Annotated in this window: 18 protein-coding genes; 8 read left to right on the top strand and 10 right to left on the bottom strand. The window is 65.9% G+C overall.

The features are described 5' to 3' along the window. Positions 1-93: 93 nt before the first annotated feature. Positions 94-1,032 (bottom strand): DMT family transporter, encoded by a 939-nt coding sequence (locus tag ACF8C6_RS02935; protein ID WP_392497932.1) that lies wholly within the window; start codon positions 1,030-1,032, stop codon positions 94-96. 102 nt (positions 1,033-1,134) lie between these two features. Here ACF8C6_RS02935 and ACF8C6_RS02930 point away from each other — a divergent pair, with 102 nt between their 5' ends. After that, positions 1,135-2,022, top strand: a complete 888-nt coding sequence (locus tag ACF8C6_RS02930; RefSeq protein ID WP_392497931.1) for a LysR family transcriptional regulator — start codon at positions 1,135-1,137, stop codon at positions 2,020-2,022. A gap of 109 nt (positions 2,023-2,131) precedes the next feature. On the opposite strand, the gene arsB is transcribed toward ACF8C6_RS02930, so the two are convergent. Continuing rightward, positions 2,132-3,205, bottom strand: coding sequence for an ACR3 family arsenite efflux transporter (gene arsB, locus ACF8C6_RS02925; RefSeq protein WP_392497930.1), 1,074 nt, complete (start codon positions 3,203-3,205; stop codon positions 2,132-2,134). Between the two features lie 102 nt (positions 3,206-3,307). Between arsB and ACF8C6_RS02920 the strand changes: the two genes are divergently transcribed. The 3 genes from ACF8C6_RS02920 to arsJ all read left to right on the top strand — a co-directional run bounded on the left by ACF8C6_RS02920 (position 3,308) and on the right by arsJ (position 6,620). Beyond that, complete coding sequence (locus tag ACF8C6_RS02920) at positions 3,308-4,090, top strand: metalloregulator ArsR/SmtB family transcription factor (protein ID WP_392497929.1); 783 nt, start codon at positions 3,308-3,310, stop codon at positions 4,088-4,090. 63 nt (positions 4,091-4,153) lie between these two features. Next, a complete protein-coding gene (locus ACF8C6_RS02915) occupies positions 4,154-5,158 on the top strand; it encodes an ArsJ-associated glyceraldehyde-3-phosphate dehydrogenase (protein ID WP_392497928.1) in 1,005 nt (334 codons plus the stop codon). A gap of 226 nt (positions 5,159-5,384) precedes the next feature. After that, positions 5,385-6,620, top strand: coding sequence for an organoarsenical effux MFS transporter ArsJ (arsJ, locus tag ACF8C6_RS02910; protein ID WP_392497927.1), 1,236 nt, complete (start codon positions 5,385-5,387; stop codon positions 6,618-6,620). Positions 6,621-6,693: 73 nt separating this feature from the next. On the opposite strand, the gene ACF8C6_RS02905 is transcribed toward arsJ, so the two are convergent. Next, a complete protein-coding gene (locus ACF8C6_RS02905; RefSeq protein ID WP_392497926.1) occupies positions 6,694-8,403 on the bottom strand; it encodes an amidase in 1,710 nt (569 codons plus the stop codon). Here ACF8C6_RS02905 and ACF8C6_RS02900 point away from each other — a divergent pair. After that, complete coding sequence (locus ACF8C6_RS02900) at positions 8,390-8,599, top strand: hypothetical protein (RefSeq protein ID WP_392497925.1); 210 nt, start codon at positions 8,390-8,392, stop codon at positions 8,597-8,599. The two genes, ACF8C6_RS02905 and ACF8C6_RS02900, sit on opposite strands and share 14 nt — an antisense overlap. Here the strand turns inward: ACF8C6_RS02900 and ACF8C6_RS02895 are convergent. From ACF8C6_RS02895 to ACF8C6_RS02865, 7 genes are all read right to left on the bottom strand, one after another. Further along, positions 8,571-9,380 carry a transporter gene (locus ACF8C6_RS02895; protein ID WP_392497924.1) on the bottom strand — a complete coding sequence of 270 codons (810 nt, stop codon included), beginning with the start codon at positions 9,378-9,380 and terminating at the stop codon, positions 8,571-8,573. The genes ACF8C6_RS02900 and ACF8C6_RS02895 overlap by 29 nt on opposite strands. 68 nt (positions 9,381-9,448) lie before the next feature. Further along, positions 9,449-9,754: an NIPSNAP family protein gene (locus ACF8C6_RS02890; protein ID WP_392497923.1), complete on the bottom strand. Its 306-nt coding sequence runs from the start codon at positions 9,752-9,754 to the stop codon at positions 9,449-9,451. 55 nt (positions 9,755-9,809) lie between these two features. After that, positions 9,810-11,156 carry a class II 3-deoxy-7-phosphoheptulonate synthase gene (locus ACF8C6_RS02885; RefSeq protein WP_392497963.1) on the bottom strand — a complete coding sequence of 449 codons (1,347 nt, stop codon included), beginning with the start codon at positions 11,154-11,156 and terminating at the stop codon, positions 9,810-9,812. Between the two features lie 98 nt (positions 11,157-11,254). After that, positions 11,255-12,022, bottom strand: a complete 768-nt coding sequence (gene phnE, locus ACF8C6_RS02880) for a phosphonate ABC transporter, permease protein PhnE (protein ID WP_392497922.1) — start codon at positions 12,020-12,022, stop codon at positions 11,255-11,257. Next, entirely contained in the window at positions 12,019-12,846 is an 828-nt protein-coding gene (locus tag ACF8C6_RS02875; RefSeq protein ID WP_392497921.1) for a PhnE/PtxC family ABC transporter permease, read from the bottom strand. Before ACF8C6_RS02875 ends, phnE begins: the two co-directional genes overlap by 4 nt. 219 nt (positions 12,847-13,065) lie before the next feature. Next, positions 13,066-13,863: a phosphonate ABC transporter ATP-binding protein gene (locus ACF8C6_RS02870; protein ID WP_392497920.1), complete on the bottom strand. Its 798-nt coding sequence runs from the start codon at positions 13,861-13,863 to the stop codon at positions 13,066-13,068. Further along, entirely contained in the window at positions 13,860-14,711 is an 852-nt protein-coding gene (locus ACF8C6_RS02865) for a putative selenate ABC transporter substrate-binding protein (protein ID WP_392497919.1), read from the bottom strand. Before ACF8C6_RS02865 ends, ACF8C6_RS02870 begins: the two co-directional genes overlap by 4 nt. A gap of 160 nt (positions 14,712-14,871) precedes the next feature. Here ACF8C6_RS02865 and selD point away from each other — a divergent pair, with 160 nt between their 5' ends. Genes selD through ACF8C6_RS02850 form a run of 3 tightly spaced genes read left to right on the top strand, consistent with a single transcriptional unit; the run spans position 14,872 to position 17,356 of the window. Continuing rightward, positions 14,872-15,906 carry a selenide, water dikinase SelD gene (gene selD, locus ACF8C6_RS02860; protein ID WP_392497918.1) on the top strand — a complete coding sequence of 345 codons (1,035 nt, stop codon included), beginning with the start codon at positions 14,872-14,874 and terminating at the stop codon, positions 15,904-15,906. After that, complete coding sequence (gene mnmH / locus ACF8C6_RS02855; protein WP_392497917.1) at positions 15,906-17,003, top strand: tRNA 2-selenouridine(34) synthase MnmH; 1,098 nt, start codon at positions 15,906-15,908, stop codon at positions 17,001-17,003. Before selD ends, mnmH begins: the two co-directional genes overlap by 1 nt. Next, positions 17,000-17,356, top strand: coding sequence for a hypothetical protein (locus ACF8C6_RS02850; protein WP_392497916.1), 357 nt, complete (start codon positions 17,000-17,002; stop codon positions 17,354-17,356). The genes mnmH and ACF8C6_RS02850 overlap by 4 nt, the downstream gene beginning before the upstream one ends. The last annotated feature ends 211 nt before the right edge of the window (positions 17,357-17,567 follow it).

Genomic DNA, 17,567 nt, shown 5'->3' with positions numbered 1-17,567 from the left:
CCGCGTCGGCATCCTGGCCGGCGCGGCATTGTCGTTGATAAGGGCGGTGCAAAGTGTGAAGCGGGTCGCAGCTGGCAGCCCGCTGCGCATGGGTCAGCGCGTGCTCATGGCTGGGGTTGGCAAGGGGCGAATCGTGCGCCGCGACACCAGCATTACGCCCGCCAGCACCAGGCCGGCGCCCAGCATCTGCTCCAGCGACAGGGGCTCGGCCAATAGCAGCCAGCCGAAGAAGATGGTCAGGATCGGGCCCAGGGTGCCGATCAGCACAGTGCGTGCCGCGCCGATGCGCTGTACGGCGGCGGATTGCCAGAGCACCGGCAGCACTGTGGAGAACAGGGCCATCGCCGCGCTGTACCCGTAGACGGCCGCGGGCTGCTGCAGGGCCGAAAACGGCTGGCTGAGCACGAAGTGCAACTGCGTGGCGAAGGTGGACACGATGATGGCCAGGGCGGCGAAGCGCAGGGTGCCGAGGTTGCGAATGGAGACTTCCGCCCCGGCGCTGTAGAGCGCGTAGGACAGCGCTGAGGAGAAGACGAAGGCTGCGCCGATCAGCACGGTTTTGCTATCGCCAGCCACCTCCAGGTCATGGGCGAAGGCCAGACCGATGCCCGCGTAGGACAACAGCAACGCACCGATCTGGCGCCGCTCCAGGCGTTTGCCCATGAACATCACGCCGATCAGCACGGTGAGGGTCGGGTAGGTGAACAGGATCAAACGCTCCAGCGCGGCGGAAATGTATTGCAGGCCGATGAAGTCGAGGATGCTGGCGCCGTAGTAGCCGAGCAGGCCGAGGGCGAACAGAAGTCCCCAGTCCTTGCGGCTCAGCGGCGGCGCGCTACGGCACAGCCAGAGCGCGGCGAACAGGGCGAAGGGCAGGGCGAAGCTCATGCGCAGCGCCAGCAGGGTAACCGGGTCCACCGCTGCTTCGGCATAGGCCAGCTTGACGAAGATGGCCTTGAAGGAGAAACCGAAGGCGGCCAGGACGGCCAGCAGAATGCCCAGGCGTTCGGCGGACAGGGTTTTCCAGGGCATGCGGCGGACCTCAGAAGATTTCATCGAGACGAATGATCCTGTGGTTGATGTCCGTCTAGAATTGGTCTTTTCGCAAGCTACCGTTCGGATTAGACGAACTCTATGCACTACGACCTGACCGATCTGCGCCTCTTCGTGGCCATTGCCGAGGCGCGCAACCTGACCCGTGGCGCCGAGCGCGTGCACCTGGCGGCATCCTCGGCCAGCCATCGCATGCGCCTGCTGGAAGCGTCGATGGGCACGCCGCTACTGGTGCGCGAGCCGCGTGGCGTCAGCCTGACCCGTGCCGGCGAGGCCCTGCTGCGGCATGCCCGCCAGGTGTTCGCCCAGCTGGAACAGATGCATGCCGACCTGGCGCCGTTCGCCCACGGCGTGCGTGGCCATGTCAGCCTGTGGGCCAATACCCACGCCACCCATACCTTTCTGCCGGACAGCCTCGCGGCCTTCCTGCAGCGCCACCCGCAGGTCAGCATTTCGCTGGAAGAACACACCAGCCCGGAAGTGGTGATGGCCGTGGCCCGAGGTGAAGTCGAGGTCGGCGTGGTGGCGGATCTGGTCGAGGGCGCGGAGGTCGAACTGATTCCCTACCGGGCCGACCGCCTGGTGCTGATCGCTCCACCGGAGCACCCTGTGGCGGCGCTCGGCAACGCGCCCTTTGCCGCCGTGCTGGCGCACCCCTTCGTGATGCTGCACGCCGGCTCGGCCATCCACACCTTCACCATGAATGCTGCCGCGGCGCTCGGTCGGCACCTGGAGGTGCGTATCCAGGTACGCAGTTTCGAGGCCGTGTGCCGCATGGTCAGCGCCGGCGTGGGCATCGGCATGGTGCCGCACAGTGCCATTGCTACCAGCACCTCACGCACGCCGTTGGCTGTCATCGAGCTGGATGAACCTTGGGCTCAACGCGACCTCAAGGTGTGCGTGCGCAAGCGCGAGCTGTTGTCGGGCTTTGCCGCCGAGCTGGTCGATTGCCTGATCGCAGCGGCTTAGGTGAGGGCAGGTATAGCGCCAGGCATAAGAGCTTCGCTCCTCTGGCCCGCGGATGAGAGGTAACTGAGCCTTCGCTCTCGGGCCGGCAGTCATGACGCTTGCCTGGCGTCTAGTCGAGCGTTTTTTCGTACCAGTTGCGGCTCTTGTTGACCAGGCGCACCAGCCACAGCATCACCGGCACCTCGATCAGTACACCGACTACGGTGGCCAGCGCGGCACCGGAGTCGAAGCCATACAGCACGATGGCCACCGCCACGGCCAGCTCGAAGAAGTTCGATGCTCCGATCATGGTCGAGGGGCCGGCCACGTCATGGCGCACCTTCAGCGCGCGGTTCAGCCCGTAGCCGAGCGCGGCGATAAACAGGGTCTGCAGCAAAATTGGAATGGCCAGCATGCCGATCACCAGCGGCTGCTCGACGATAGCCTGGCCCTGGAAGGAGAACAGCAGCACCAGGGTGCCGAGCAGGGCGAGGATGGAGAAGGGGGCGATCTTCGCCAGCGCTGCGTCGAAGGCGGGTTTGCCGCGTTTTAGCAGGTGTGCGCGCAACACCTGGGCAATGGCCAGGGGAATGACGATGTACATCAGCACCGACAGCAGCAGGGTATCCCAGGGCACCGGGATCGACGACACGCCGAGCAGCAGGGCGACAATGGGGGCGAAGGCAAACACCATCACCAGGTCATTGAGTGCCACCTGGCTGATGGTGAAGTTGGCGTTGCCATTACACAGGTGGCTCCACACGAACACCATCGCCGTACAGGGCGCGGCGCCCAGCAGGATCAGCCCGGCCATGTAGCTGTCGAGCTGGTCGGCCGGCAGCCAGTCGGCGAACAGAATCTTGATGAACAGCCAGCCGATCAGGGCCATGGAGAAGGGCTTGATCACCCAGTTGACGAACAGGGTGACGCCGATGCCGGCTTTCTGCCCGCGCACTTCATGCAGCGAGGCGAAGTCGATCTTCATCAGCATGGGGATGATCATGACCCAGATCAGCACGCCGACCGGGATGTTTACCTGGGCAATCTCCATGGCCCCCACGGCCTGCGCGGCCTCTGGTACGAGCAGGCCGAGCAGCGTACCGGCACCGATGCAGAGGAACACCCACAGGGTCAGGTAGCGCTCGAAGAAACCCAGAGGGGCTCCCGCAGCCTGTTTAGCGGCTACCTCACAGGCATTGCTCATGGTGACGTCCTCTCGTTTCGGATCTGAAGATAGAGAATATTCGATTTACCGTATATTCGGAAAATACTATATTCGCTGCCGTGCCTCTTGTCCGAGATCAACATGAGTCAGAAAAAACGCGTCCTGTTCCTGTGCGTAGCCAACTCGTCGCGCTCGCAGATGGCCGAAGCGCTGCTGCGCCACCTCGATTCGGAACACTTCGAGGCCTTCAGTGCGGGCACCGCACCTACCGAGGTGGACCCGCGTACCCGGCAGGCGCTGGAGCAGCTGGGCATCAGCACCGCGGGGCTGTTCAGCAAGGCGGTCGAGCAGGTGGCGGGCGAACCGTTCGATTACGTGATCACCCTGTGCGACAAGTCTGCCCTGGAGTGCCTGGCGTTGCCCGGCGCGGGCGAATACATCACCTGGAGCTTCGAGGACCCCGCGACCAGCGCCAGGCCGGACGCCTACCGCAAGACCCTGCATGACATTCACGAGCGCCTGAAGATGTTCGTGCTGATCAAGAGCAAGCCAGTCCCGGAGCCTGTGAACGAAGGCCTGACGTCACCGACCGAGTTGTTCAAATGCCTGGCCGACGAGACGCGCGCGCGTATCGCCCTGCTGGTCACCCTGGAGCAGGAGCTCTGTGTCTGCGAGCTGACCGCCGCCCTGCAAGAGGCGCAGCCGAAGATTTCCCGGCACCTGGCCCTGCTGCGCGGCTGCGGCCTGCTGGAGGACCGGCGCAACGGCCAGTGGGTCTACTACCGTCTGCATCCGAACTTGCCGGAGTGGGTGGGCGATGTACTCAAACAGACCCTGGACAACAACGCCCAATGGCTGCGTCAGGACGTACAGCGCCTCTGGCAGATGCGCGATCGGCCGGGGCGCAAGCCCCTCTGTGCCTGAGCGCCAGTCGCCGAACACCCGAGCGCTTCCCATCATCCGCTTCGCTATTAACGAGGACTCACCATGACCATCAAAGTAGGCATCAACGGTTTCGGCCGCATCGGCCGCCTGGCCCTGCGCGCCGCCTGGAACTGGCCGGAACTGGAGTTCGTGCAGATCAACGACCCGGCCGGCGACGCCGCCACCCATGCCCACCTGCTGAATTTCGACTCGGTGCACGGCCGCTGGCAGCACGAGGCAGGCAGTGACGGCGACGCCGTGGTGATCGACGGCAAGCGCATCCGCGTGACGGCCAACAAGACCATCGCCGACACCGACTGGAGCGGCTGCGACCTGGTGCTCGAAGCCAGCGGCAAGATGAAGACGGTCGCCGTGCTGCAGGCCTACCTGGACCAGGGCGTGAAGCGCGTGGTGGTCTGTGCGCCGGTGAAGGAGCCGGGCGCACTGAACGTGGTGATGGGCGTCAACCAGCAGCTGTTCGATCCGGCGCAGCACCGCATCGTCACGGCCGCTTCCTGCACCACCAACTGCCTGGCACCGGTGGTCAAGGTGATCCACGAGGCGTTGGGCATTCGTCACGGCTCGATCACCACCATCCACGACCTGACCAACACCCAGAGCATCCTCGACACGCCGCACAAGGACCTGCGCCGCGCCCGTGCCTCCGGGATGAGCCTGATCCCCACCACCACCGGCTCGGCCACCGCGATTGCAGAGATTTTCCCCGAGCTGCGCGGCAAGCTGAATGGCCATGCCGTGCGCGTGCCGCTGGCCAACGCCTCGTTGACCGACTGCGTGTTCGAGGTCGAGCGCGCGACCAGCGCCGAGGAGGTCAATGCGCTGCTCAAGGCGGCCGCCGAGGGTCCGCTGGCCGGCATTCTCGGCTACGAGGAACGCCCGCTGGTGTCCATCGACTACCGCACCGATCCGCGCTCCTCGATCGTCGATGCGCTGTCGACCCTGGTGGTGAACGGCACCCAGGTTAAGGTCTATGCCTGGTACGACAACGAGTGGGGCTACGCCAACCGCGCGGTGGAGTTGGCGCGGCTGGTCGGCGCGGCGGGCTGAGTCCGGTGCTGCCCGGGTCCCGGACAGCATCCGGGCTACCGTAAGGCAGCCCTCTCCCCCAGCCCCTCTCCCGCATGCGGGAGAGGGGAGCACAGCCAGAGCAATTCTTAACCCCTCTCCCCTGCGGGGGATAGGGCTGGGGAGAGGGGCACAAGCACCACAGATGCGCCAGAAACACCTGCACAAGCCCTATAACCCGGATGCCATCCGGGAAAAGGAATCACCCATGTCTCGACTCTCGCAGCTGCCCAGCGAAGTGCGCCAGTACCTGCTGGTCACCGGCAACTACTGGGCCTTCACCCTCACCGATGGCGCCCTGCGCATGCTGGTGGTACTGCATTTCCACGGCCTGGGCTACACGCCGCTGCAGATCGCCGCACTGTTCCTGTTCTACGAGATCTTCGGCGTGGTCACCAACCTGGTCGGCGGTTACCTCGGCGCGCGCCTGGGCCTGAACCGCACCATGAACATTGGCCTGGGCCTGCAGGTGCTGGCCCTGCTGATGCTCACGGTGCCGGCCGCCTGGCTGACCGTGCCCTGGGTAATGGGCGCGCAGGCGCTGTCCGGCATCGCCAAGGACCTCAACAAGATGAGCGCCAAGAGCTCGATCAAGCTCCTGGTGCCGGACAGCCAGCAGGGCACGCTGTACAAGTGGGTGGCCATCCTCACCGGTTCGAAGAATGCGCTCAAGGGCGTCGGCTTCTTCCTGGGCGGCGCGCTGCTGGCGCTGCTCGGCTTCACCGGCGCGGTGCTGGCCATGGCCGCCGTGCTGGCGCTGATCTGGCTGGGCAGCCTGGTACTGCTGAAAAAGGACCTCGGCAAGGCCAAGGCCAAGCCGAAGTTCCGTGACCTGCTGTCGAAGAGCCGGGCGATCAATATCCTGTCGGCCGCCCGCCTGTTTTTGTTCGGCGCACGCGACGTGTGGTTCGTGGTGGCGCTGCCGGTGTACCTGAGCACGGTGTTCGGCTGGGACTTCTGGCAGGTGGGTGGTTTTCTCGCCACCTGGATCATCGGCTACGGCATGGTGCAGTCCTTCGCGCCGCGCATTACCGGCAAGCGTCGTGGCCAGGTGCCGGATGGCCGCGCGGCCTTCGCCTGGGCCCTGGCCCTGGCCGGGTTGCCGGCGCTGATTGCCCTGGGGCTGGGGGCCGGCTGGTCGGCACAGGGGGTGCTGCTCGGCGGGCTGATGCTGTTCGGCGTGTTGTTTGCGGTGAATTCGTCGCTGCACAGCTACCTGATCGTCAGCTACGCCAAGGAGGACGGCGTGTCGCTGGACGTGGGCTTCTACTACATGTCCAACGCCTTGGGCCGGCTGATCGGTACGCTGCTGTCGGGCTGGGTGTTCCAGGTCTACGGACTAGAGGCCTGCCTGTGGGTCTCCAGCGCCTTCGTCCTGGCCGCCGCGCTGATTTCCAGTGCCTTGCCCAGGCACCAGGCGCCTCGGCAGGTGAGCCGGGGCTGAATATCCCGCTTTGCCAGGTGTCTTAAATAGGACGGGGCTGACACATCAGTGCCAGCCCCGTCGGTGGCGAACCTCAGCCGCGTGACAGCGGCGGGGTGCGCGGCGGTACCAGGCGCTTGCTGCCGGTCGCTTCGTAGGCCGAGGCGAGGCGCAACAGGTTGTTGTCGTCGTAGGCGCGGCTGGCGAATGTCAGGCCGACCGGCATGCCGATATCGGCCATCACGCCCATGGGCACGGTGACGGTGGGCACGCCCAGGTGACGGATGGCCAGGTTGCCGTTGGCCACCCAGACGCCGTTGCTCCAGGCAATGTCGGCCGAAGCCGGATTGATATCGGCATCCGCCGGGCCCACGTCGGCGACGGTGGGGAACAGCACGGCGTCGAGCTTGAGCGCGTCCATCCAGTCTTCCAGGTCGAGTTTGCGGGTCTTCTCCAGGCCGCGCAGGCCGTCGGGCAGGGTGGCGATCTGGTCCCAGCTCTTCAGGCCGCGCTTGGCCATGTTGACGTACTCGTCCATGCCGGCGGCCAGGTCGCCCTCGCGGTTGGGCAGGGTGCCCGGGTCGTGCGGGAAGATCTGCGGGCCATCGACGTCAGCCAGTTGGTTCAGCTTGGGGTCGCCGTTGGCGCGCAGGAAGTCGTCGAAGGCCCAGCCGGACAGTTCCCACAGCTCGTCATGGAGGAACTCCGGAGTGACGATGCCCCGATTGAACACGGTGGGTGCGCCGGGGCGGTCACCCTCGCAGTTGGATACCAGCGGGAAGTCCACCTCGACCACTTCGGCGCCGGCCGCTTCCAGGGCCTGGCGTGCGGCTTCCCAGAGCTCGATCACCGAGGCGCGGGTGTGGATGCGCTGCCCGGTGGGACCGCCGATACCCGGGTTGTCGCTGGTGCCGGCCAGATCATCCTTGTTGATGAACATGCGGGGTACACCCAGGCGCTTGCCCTTGAGGGCGTCCGCCTGCGCAGCGAGCTCCAGATAGGACGCCGGGCGTACTTCCGAGGCCTTGGGAATCGGTACCCAGGGCTGCAGACGCCAGAGGTCACCACGGGTATCCGGGTCGTCGGCGACTACGGCGTCGAGCACTTCCAGCAGGTCGGCCATGGTACGGGCGTAGGGCACCACCACGTCCATGGTCGGCGTCAGCGGCCAGTTGCCGCGTACCGAGATCACGCCGCGCGACGGGGTGTAGGCGCACAGGCCATTGTTCGAGGCCGGGCCGCGCCCGCTGGACCAGGTCTCTTCGGCCAGGCCGAAGGCGGCGAAACTGGCGGCGGTAGCGGTGCCGGCGCCGTTGGACGAGCCAGAGGCGAAGGGGGCGGTGAGGTAGGCGGCGTTGTAGGGGCTTTCGGCACGGCCATAAACGCCGCGCTGCATGCCGCCGTTGGCCATGGGCGGCATGTTGGTCTTGCCCAGGCAAATGGCGCCGGCGGCGCGCAGGCGCTCGACGGTAAAGGCATCGCGTTGCGCCACCAGGTCCTTGAACGCAGGGCTACCGGAGGCGGCGGTCAGGCCTTTGACCAGGTAGCTGTCCTTGGCGGTGTAGGGGATGCCGTCCAGCGGGCCGAGCGTTTTGCCACTGGCGCGGCGGGCATCGGAGGCCCGGGCTTCGGCGAGCGCTTCGGGGTTGCGTACCACCACGGCATTGAGGCGGGTGGGCGTGTCTGGGCCATCGTAGGCATCGATACGGGCGAGGTAGGCCTGTACCAGTTCGACTGCCGTGGTGCGGCCGGATTCCAGCGCGGCGCGCAATTCGGCAATGGAGACTTCGGTGACTTCGATCATGTTGCCAACTCCTGATGCGGGTGGGGCGATTCTACCGCTCGCACAGGATTTTGCCGATATTTATCGAATAAATAAACATGTGAATTCTCTGTTCAGCCTGTTGAAGGTTGTTTTGCAGATTTATATCAGCCTTTTGCGGCTGAATATCCGCTTGGTGTTTGTAGCGCTCACTTCGGAAACAGCAAGACGAAGTTGAGCCGCGCGCCCCAGCCTTCCGGCCCGGCGTCGGTGCTTTCCGCCCAATAGCGCACGCCGCCACCGAACTGAATCATCTGCTTGCCGATCTTGCTGACCTTGTTCATCTGCAGGTTGATGGGCACGGCTGCTTCCTCACCTTCCCAGTCGTAGGTGCTTTCCGAATTGAGAGCAATGCTGACGCCGCCAGGCAGGCCATAGACCAAGAAGGGCTGCAGGAAGGTGGCGCTGACATCGGCATGGCCTTGGTCGGTGGTGACGTGCTCGATGTGGTTGACCAATGCGCCATAGGTCCAGGCGCCGGACTGCTTCAAGGCGACGGCGGTGGGCCCCATGCCCCATTGGTCACTGCCCAGCAGGTCATCGGAGGCCGTCGGCAGCAGGAACACCGGACCTACCCCCCAGATCCAGCCGGACTCACTCGGTTCCTTGGGCGAAAAGAACAGGCTCTGCACCACATCGCCGGTGCCGGTCTGGTTGCCGGTGCCGGGGGCGATGTCGGTCTGATCGATCAGCGGCAGGATGGTGCGCGAGATCAGGTTCCAGTCCTCATTGAGGCTGAAGGGGGCAACAGGCTGGAGGTTGGTGGTGTGGCGGCTGCCCTTGTCATCGGGGCCGATGTTCTCGTCGTAGTTGTATTGCAGCGGCACGCTGATCAGCGAGGCGACGGGGTTGGCCAGCTGCTTGGCCAGTTCGTCGGCCGAGTGTTCTTCTGCTGCGTGCAGGGTGCCGGCAGCCAGGCAGAGGCTCAGGCCCAGGCAGGATGAATGCAGGTAGTTCATGGTGAATCCCCCGAGTGGTTTCGAGGGAGTCTAGACAGCTTGGCGTACTGTGCCGGCCGGTGTAGCGGTCAGCCGAAGACCGGGCGGAAGAACGAGCGTTCGTAGCTGAGGATGCAACGGGTGTCTTCGGCGTAGCGGAAGGCGGCCTGGCATTCGGCATCCTCCATCGACTGCTGCCGGTAGCGCTCGTATTCGGTCAGGCTGGGGAAGCTGAACATGGCCAGGGCGATGTTATTGGCGCCCTCCGATGGCAGGAAGTAGCCGTGATGCTGGCCGCCGAACTTCTCCACCAGGGGAATCCACAGTTTGCCGTAGTGCTCGAATTCCTTGAGCTTGTAGGGATCGATGACGTACTTGAGGTAACAGGTAATCACGCGTTGCTCCTTGCCTGCAGATAAGACTACGGGGCCATTGGGCCCCGTGTGCGCCTCAGCCGCGCGCCTGTTTGAGTGTCTCGGCGATCATGAAGGCCAGCTCCAGCGACTGGTCCGCGTTCATTCGCGGGTCGCAGTGGGTGTGGTAGCGGTCCGACAGGCCGTCCTCGGTGATAGGCCGCGAGCCGCCGATGCACTCGGTGACGTTCTGCCCGGTCATCTCGATATGGATACCGCCGGCGTGAGTGCCCTCGGCGCGGTGCACTTGGAAGAACTGCTTCACCTCCGAGAGGATCTGCGCGAAGTCGCGGGTCTTGTAGCCACTGGAGGCCTTGATGGTGTTGCCGTGCATGGGGTCGGAGCTCCACAGCACCTGGCGACCTTCTTCCTTGACCTTGCGCAGCAGACGCGGGAAGTGCGCCTCGACCTTGTCGGCGCCCATGCGCACGATCAGGTTGAGGCGGCCCGGGTCGTTGTCCGGGTTGAGCACGTCGATCAGGCGGATCAGCTCGTCCGGGTCCATGCTCGGGCCGACCTTGACCCCGATGGGGTTCTCGATGCCGCGCATGAACTCGACGTGGGCGCCGTCCAGCTGGCGGGTGCGGTCGCCGATCCACAGCATGTGCGCGGAGCAGTCGTACCAGCGCCCGGTCAGGCTGTCCTGGCGCACGAAGGCCTGCTCGTAACCCAGCAGCAGCGCCTCGTGGGCGGTGAAGAAGCTGACTTCGCGCAGCTGCGGCGCGCTGTCCATGCCGACTGCGCGCATAAAGGCGAGGGTCTCGTCGATGCGGTTGGCCAGCTGATGGTACTTCTCGGAGAGCGCCGAGTTGGCGATGAAATCCAGGTTCCACTGATGCACCTGGTGCACGTCGGCGAAGCCGCCCTGGGCGAAGGCGCGCAACAGGTTGAGGCTGGCGGTGGCCTGGTGATAGGCCTGCAGCAGACGGTCCGGGTCCGGCACGCGGCTGGCGGCGTCGAAGCCGATGCCGTTGACGATGTCGCCGCGGTAGGCCGGCAGGGTCACGCCATTGATGGTTTCGTGGCCTGCCGAGCGCGGCTTGGCAAACTGCCCGGCCATGCGCCCGACTTTCACCACCGGGCAACCGGCGGCGAAGGTCATGACGATCGCCATCTGCAGCATCACTTTGAAGGTGTCGCGAATCTTCGCCGCGCTGAACTCGGCAAAGCTCTCGGCGCAGTCGCCGCCCTGCAGCAGGAAGGCGCGGCCCTGGGTGACCTCGGCGAACTGGCGGCGCAGCTCGCGCGCCTCGCCGGCGAACACCAGCGGTGGGTAGCCGGCCAGGGTTTGCTCCACGCGGGCGAGGTGGGCGGCGTCGGGGTATTCGGGTTGTTGCTGGATGGGCTTGCTTCTCCAGCTCTCGGGGCTCCAGGCGGACATCAGGCTTCTCGATTATTGGCTAGTTCATGCGGACGGGCATGGTAACCCCGCAGGCCCGACAGGTCAGCCGATAAGCGCGATAGAGCAGGCGAATGATGCCGTCAGGCACGCACCCAGCGCTGGCGCGTCCAACCGCTCAGGGCATCCACCGCGAACACCAGTGCCAGCATGGCCAGGATCACCGTGCTGGCCTGCGCCTCCTGGAACAGGCTGAGGCTGACGTAGAGCATCTGCCCCAGGCCGCCGGCGCCGACGAAGCCAAGCACGCTGGCCATGCGGATATTGTTCTCCCAGCGGTACAGGCTGTAGGCCAGCAATTGCGGGAGCAGGTTGGGCAGCACGCCATAGCAGAACGCCGCGACCTGGCTGCCGCCCTGCAGGCGGATGGCTTCGGCGGGCTCTTTCGGCGTGTTCTCCAGCGCCTCGGCGAATAGCCGTCCCAATACGCCCGCCGTATGCAGGGCCAGGGCCAGGGTGCCAGCGTTCGGGCCGAGGCCGGCGGCCAGCACCATCAGCGCCGCCCACACCAGTTCGGGAATCGCCCGCAAGCCGTTGAGCAGCAGGCGTGCCAGGCCCTGTAGCGGCCAACCAAAGCGTCCGGCGGCCGGCAGCGCCAGGAGCAGGCCGAAGATGGCCGCCAGCAGGGTGCCGAGGGCCGACATGGCCAGGGTTTCCAGGGCGCCGCGGCCGATGGCGGCCAGGTGTTCGCCGCTCAGGTCCGGCTGCAGAAAGCGCGCCGCGTAGGCGCCCATGTGGCCGAGACTGTCGCTGCCGAACAGTGCGCCCAGGTCCAGGCCCAGGTAGGCGAAAGAGGCGATGATCGCGACGAGAATGGCGGCGAGCAGCGCCAGGTTGATCAGCCGGTTCATGCCAGCCTCCCGCGCAGCAGGCGGCTCAGGCCGTCGGCCAGCAGCACCAGAAGTAGGAAGGTCAGCAGCATGCTGGCCACCTCGCCGCCGGCGAACATGCGCAGCGACAGGTCGATCTGCTGGCCCAGGCCGCCGGCGCCGACGAAGCCCATCACCACCGAGGCGCGAATGGCGCATTCCCAGCGGTACACGGTGTAGGAGGTCAGTTCGGCGGCGGCATTCGGCAGGATGCCGTAGACGAAGGCGCTCAGGCGCCCGCTGCCGGCCTGCAGCAGGGCGTGCATGGGGCGCTGGTCGACCGATTCGAAGATTTCCGCATAGACCTTGCCGAGCATGCCGGCGTAGGTGATGGCGATGGCCAGCACCCCGGCGGTGGGACCGAGGCCGACGGCACGCACGAACAGCAGTGCCCAGACGATCTCCGGCACGCTGCGCAGGAAAATCAGCAAGGCCCGCACCGGCCAGCGCAGGACCTGGCCGAGGGCGCTGGGACGACCACCGCGTGCCGCCGCGGTCAGCGACAGCGCGCGGCTGGCGAGCAGCGCCGCCGGCACTGCGATCAGTAGCGCCAGGGTCATGCCGGCGGTGGCAATGGCCAGTGTCTGCAGGGTGGCCTGCAGCAGCAGGTCGAGGAACTCGGCGTTGTGCGCCGGCGGCCAGAAACCGGCGACGAAGCGGCCCATCTCGCTCTGGCTGTCACTGGCCAGCAGCACGCCGAGGTCCAGTTCGCTGAGCTGGATGCCCGGCCACAGCAGGGCCACGGCCAGCAGGGTCAGCAGCAGGCGGGGCAGGGCGGCGGGGTCGCGGCGGTCACGTTGCAGCATGAGGCTGCCTTGGGGTGTGTCGTGGGAGCGGCTGGGCGGCACTCCGCTTTAGCCGCGAAGCTCTTGTGCTGCTCCAATCGCGGCTGAAGCCGCTCCCACCAGTCTCGGTTCTACCTGAGTAGGAGGGGCCTTGGCCGCGACCCAGGCAGCGCAAAAACGTCGCGGCTAAAGCGGAGTGCCGCTCAACCCCTCCTACAAGCAACATCTGCAGCATTGGGTTCAGCATCGCGGAATCTGCAGGCTCAGGGTCACTGCCGGCATCTGCGGCGACACCAACTGCTCGTTGGCGTAGAGGGCGTCGAGCAGTTCCGGGGTTACTTCGCTGGCCGGGCGGTCGAAGGCGATCTGCCCGTCGCGCACGCCGACGATGCGCGGGAAGTGCGCCAGGGCCAGGTCCACCGCATGCAGGCTGGCGACCAGGGTGACCCGGTTGGCTTCGGCATGCCGGCACAGTACGGCGAGGGTGTGGTCGGCCAGCACCGGGTCCATCGCCGAGACCGGCTCGTCAGCCAGCAGCAGCTCGGGGTTCTGGTACAGCGCACGGGCGATGCCGACCCGCTGCAGCTGGCCGCCGGAAAGCTGCTGGCACTGGGCGAACAGCTTGTCGGCCAGGTCCAGGCGGGCGAGCACGGCGCGAGCGCCGGGGATATCGACGGGGTGCAGCAGGTTGAGCAGGCTTCTGCCCAGGCCCCACTGACCGAGTTTGCCGGCCAGCACGGCGGTAACCACCCGTTGCCGTGGCGGCAGCGGCGGCGCCTGGTGGATCAGGCCGATGCGCGTGCGCAGGCGCTGGCGGGCGCGGGCGCCGAGTTGCCAGGGCTGCTCATCGAGCAGTTCGACGCTGCCGGCGCTGGGTGGCAGGGCGCTGGCCAGCAGATTCAGCAGGCTGGACTTGCCGGCGCCGGACGGGCCGATGATGGCGACTCGCTCGCCGGACTCGATGGCCAGGTCCACGCCGCGCAGGGCGTGGACTCCGTTGCCGTGCTGCAGGCTGGCGCCGGTAAGGCGCAGGCTCATTTCAGCAGGTCGGCGGCGCGGGCGGCGTCCTCGATGCCCTTGTAGTTCTCAGGTGCGGTTTCGATGAAGCGCGAAGCAGCCTGCAGGTCGAGGATCGCCTTGTGCTCCGGGTTGGCCGGGTCGAGGGCGAGGAAGGCAGTCTTGATCTTGGCAGTCAGGGCCGGATCGAGGGTGCCGCGCACGGTCCAGTTGTAGTCGTAGTAGGCCGGGGTGGTGGCGAAGACCTTGACCTTGTCGGTATCGACCTTGCCAGCGGCGACCAGCTTGTCCCACACGCTGGCGTTAAGCACGCCGCCGTCGACCTTGCCGGCCTGCACCCAGGCGGCGGTGGCGTCATGCGCGCCGGAGTAGCCGACGCGGCTGAAGAAGGCTTCCGGCTTGATGCCGTCCTGCAGCATGAAGTAGCGCGGCATCAGGCTGCCGGACGTGGAGGACACCGAGCCGAAGGCGAAGCTCTTACCTTTCAGGTCGGCCAGCGACTTGACGTTGGCGTCGGCGGTGATGAACTTGCTTGTGAACTGGGCGTCCTGCTCGCGCTGTACCAGCGGGATGGCGTTACCGGTCTTCAGGCGCACCTGAACGAAGGTGAAGCCGCCCAGCCAGGCCAGGTCGATGCGGTCGGTGGCCAGGGCCTCGACCACCGCCGGGTAGTCGGCGACCGGGACGAACTCGACTTTCATGCCCAGTTCCTGCTCCAGGTAGGCACCCAGCGGCTTGAACTTGCGCAGCAGTTCGGTGGGGGCTTCGTCGGGGATGGCGCTGACTTTCAGCACGTCGGCGGCTTGGGCGAGAAGGGTGGTGGTGGACAGGGCCAGGCCGGCAGCCAGGGCGAGAATAGGCTTGAGCATGAAGATTCTCCGGTTCAATAGCGGAAAAGGTTCGAAGTGGCAGGCCAGTGGCCACGCCTCGTCAGGGTAGTAGAACGGCGGCGATTATATGGGCGCAGGCTTGAAAGAACAGCTTTGCTAGAATCCGCCGCCTGTTTTCCGTAATTGCCGAGTGAGTTCGATGAGCGAACCGATCCGCCTTACCCAGTACAGCCATGGTGCCGGCTGTGGCTGCAAGATTTCCCCCAAGGTGCTGGAAGTGATCCTGGCCGGCAGCGGCGCGCAGAACCTCGACCCCAAGCTGTGGGTCGGCAATGCCTCCAAGGACGACGCGGCGGTCTATGCGCTGGATGAGGAGCGTGGCGTGGTCTCCACCACCGACTTCTTTATGCCCATCGTCGATGACCCCTACGATTTTGGCCGTATCGCCGCGACCAATGCGATCAGCGATATCTACGCCATGGGCGGCGATCCGCTGATGGCCATCGCCATCCTCGGCTGGCCGGTCAACGTCCTGCCGCCTGAAGTGGCCCGCGAGGTGATTCGCGGTGGTCGCGCGGTGTGCGACGAGGCAGGCATCCCGCTGGCCGGCGGCCATTCCATCGATGCGCCGGAACCGATCTTCGGTCTGGCGGTGACCGGCGTGGTGCAGAAGGCGCACATGAAGCGCAATGACACCGCCACGGCCGGCTGCAAGCTGTACCTGAGCAAGCCACTGGGCATCGGCATCCTCACCACCGCCGAGAAGAAGGCCAGGCTGCGCGAGCAGGACGTCGGTCTGGCCCGTGACTGGATGTGCACCCTGAACAAGCCGGGCGCGCGTTTCGGCAAGTTGGCCGGAGTGCGGGCGATGACCGATGTCACCGGTTTCGGCTTGCTCGGTCATCTGGTCGAAATGGCCGACGGTGCCAACCTCACCGCCCAGCTGGACTACGCCGCCGTGCCGCGCCTGCCGGGCGTCGACTATTACCTGGCCGAAGGCTGCGTGCCGGGCGGCACCCTGCGCAACTTCGACAGCTATGGCGACAAGATTGCGCCGATTTCCGAGGCGCAGCGCGACCTGCTGTGCGACCCGCAGACCAGCGGCGGTCTGCTGATCGCCGTCAGCCCCGAAGGTGAGGCCGAGTTCCTGGCGGTGGCCACCGAGCTGGGGCTGAACCTGGCCCCGATTGGCCAGTTGGTCGAGCGACAGACCTACGCGGTAGAGGTGCTGTGATGCGCGACAATACGGCCGACTACCGCGAGATTTTCCTGGGCGATGTGCCAATGATGGATATGCGCGCCCCGGTGGAATTCACCAAGGGCGCCTTCCCCAACGCCATCAGCCTGCCGCTGATGACCGACATCGAGCGGCAGAAGGTCGGCACCTGCTACAAGCAGAAGGGCCAGCAGGCGGCCATCGAACTGGGTCACCAGCTGGTCTCGGGCAAGGTCAAGGCCGAGCGGGTCGAGGCCTGGGCGGCCTTCGCCAGGGCCAACCCGAACGGCTACCTGTACTGCTTCCGTGGCGGGCTGCGTTCGCAGATCGTCCAGCAGTGGCTCAAGGACGCCGGCATCGACTACCCGCGGGTGATCGGTGGCTACAAGGCCATGCGCACCTTCCTGATCGAGACGCTCGACAGCGCGGTGGCCGAGTGCGACTTCGTCATCGTCGGCGGCATGACCGGCACCGGCAAGACCGAGGTGATCGCCGCCCTGGACAACAGCATCGACCTGGAAGGTCACGCCAACCACCGGGGCTCCAGCTTCGGCAAGCGCGCCACCGGCCAGCCGGCGCAGATCGACTTCGAGAACCGCCTGGCCATCGACCTGCTCAAGCGCCGCGCGCGTGGCCAGCAGCAGTTCGTACTGGAGGACGAGAGCCGTCTGATCGGCACCTGCTCGCTGCCGCTGCCGCTGCACCAGGGCATGCAGCAGTACCCCCTGGTATGGCTGGAGGACAGTGTCGAAGGCCGTGTCGAGCGCATCCTCAAGGACTACGTGATCGACCTGGCCGCCGAGTTCATCGGCGAGCATGGCGAGGAGAGCGGTTTCAGCCTGTTCGCCCAGCGCATGCTGCAGAGCATGGACAATATCCAGCGGCGCCTGGGCGGTGAACGCCACGCGCGCCTGCGCGCGATCCTTGTGCAGGCGCTGGAAGAGCAGGAACGCAGCGGCGTGGTGGACACCCACCGTGGCTGGATCGAGGGTCTGCTGCGCGAATACTACGATCCCATGTACGTCTTCCAGCGCGAGAGCAAGGCCTCGCGCATCGAATTCGCCGGTGAGCAGGAGGCCGTGCTGGCCTACCTGCGCGAGAGGAGCAAGGCATGAAACTGAAAGACCACCCCGACGCCCTGGACTGCACCCTGTACCGTCCGGACGAGAACGATCCGGACGCCGAGGAGCTGGAGCTGGGCGACGGCCATGTACTGTTCGAGGGCGTCTTCGAGGCGCCGGCCGAGTGGGATGCGGTCGAGCGCGACGACTATTTCGACGGCAGCGATCCGGCGCTGTTCTTCAACGCCCGTATCGAGAGCCCGGCCAAGGCCGACAGCAACGACTTCTTCATCGCCGAGCCGGGTGACTACCTGGCGGTGATGCGCGGCATGAAGGTGGAGATGTATTACGTCTACGACCGTGCCGACAGTAGCTATGTGCTGATCCGTGACGATCAGCTGGATTGAGCCGGCCAGGCTGTTTCCTCGCACCGGTGGGGAGGGGCTTAGGGAGGGGCTGACAGTCTGCTTTCACGAGTGGGTGAGTGGTGGTCGGCGCGTAGCCCGGATGCAATCCGGGCTTTGTGGGAGCAGTTGCCGCCATTGGGTCTGCTCCAATCTCGGCTGATACCACTCCTGCTTGCATACCACGCTGTAGGTTGGGTTGAGGCGCGAAGCA

The sequence above is a fragment of the Pseudomonas sp. zbq_18 genome (assembly GCF_043102245.1).
Classification (GTDB): domain Bacteria; phylum Pseudomonadota; class Gammaproteobacteria; order Pseudomonadales; family Pseudomonadaceae; genus Aquipseudomonas.
This window is presented reverse-complemented; position numbering and strand designations above follow the sequence as displayed.

Excerpts from the sequence above, each read along its gene's own strand:
- ACF8C6_RS02935 (WP_392497932.1), bottom strand. The coding sequence starts at position 1,032 with ATGCCCTGGAAAACCCTGTCCGCCGAACGCCTGGGCATTCTGCTGGCC.
- ACF8C6_RS02930 (WP_392497931.1), top strand. The coding sequence starts at position 1,135 with ATGCACTACGACCTGACCGATCTGCGCCTCTTCGTGGCCATTGCCGAG.
- arsB (WP_392497930.1), bottom strand. The coding sequence starts at position 3,205 with ATGAGCAATGCCTGTGAGGTAGCCGCTAAACAGGCTGCGGGAGCCCCT.
- ACF8C6_RS02920 (WP_392497929.1), top strand. The coding sequence starts at position 3,308 with ATGAGTCAGAAAAAACGCGTCCTGTTCCTGTGCGTAGCCAACTCGTCG.
- ACF8C6_RS02915 (WP_392497928.1), top strand. The coding sequence starts at position 4,154 with ATGACCATCAAAGTAGGCATCAACGGTTTCGGCCGCATCGGCCGCCTG.
- arsJ (WP_392497927.1), top strand. The coding sequence starts at position 5,385 with ATGTCTCGACTCTCGCAGCTGCCCAGCGAAGTGCGCCAGTACCTGCTG.
- ACF8C6_RS02905 (WP_392497926.1), bottom strand. The coding sequence starts at position 8,403 with ATGATCGAAGTCACCGAAGTCTCCATTGCCGAATTGCGCGCCGCGCTG.
- ACF8C6_RS02895 (WP_392497924.1), bottom strand. The coding sequence starts at position 9,380 with ATGAACTACCTGCATTCATCCTGCCTGGGCCTGAGCCTCTGCCTGGCT.
- phnE (WP_392497922.1), bottom strand. The coding sequence starts at position 12,022 with ATGAACCGGCTGATCAACCTGGCGCTGCTCGCCGCCATTCTCGTCGCG.
- ACF8C6_RS02875 (WP_392497921.1), bottom strand. The coding sequence starts at position 12,846 with ATGCTGCAACGTGACCGCCGCGACCCCGCCGCCCTGCCCCGCCTGCTG.
- ACF8C6_RS02870 (WP_392497920.1), bottom strand. The coding sequence starts at position 13,863 with ATGAGCCTGCGCCTTACCGGCGCCAGCCTGCAGCACGGCAACGGAGTC.
- ACF8C6_RS02865 (WP_392497919.1), bottom strand. The coding sequence starts at position 14,711 with ATGCTCAAGCCTATTCTCGCCCTGGCTGCCGGCCTGGCCCTGTCCACC.
- selD (WP_392497918.1), top strand. The coding sequence starts at position 14,872 with ATGAGCGAACCGATCCGCCTTACCCAGTACAGCCATGGTGCCGGCTGT.
- mnmH (WP_392497917.1), top strand. The coding sequence starts at position 15,906 with ATGCGCGACAATACGGCCGACTACCGCGAGATTTTCCTGGGCGATGTG.
- ACF8C6_RS02850 (WP_392497916.1), top strand. The coding sequence starts at position 17,000 with ATGAAACTGAAAGACCACCCCGACGCCCTGGACTGCACCCTGTACCGT.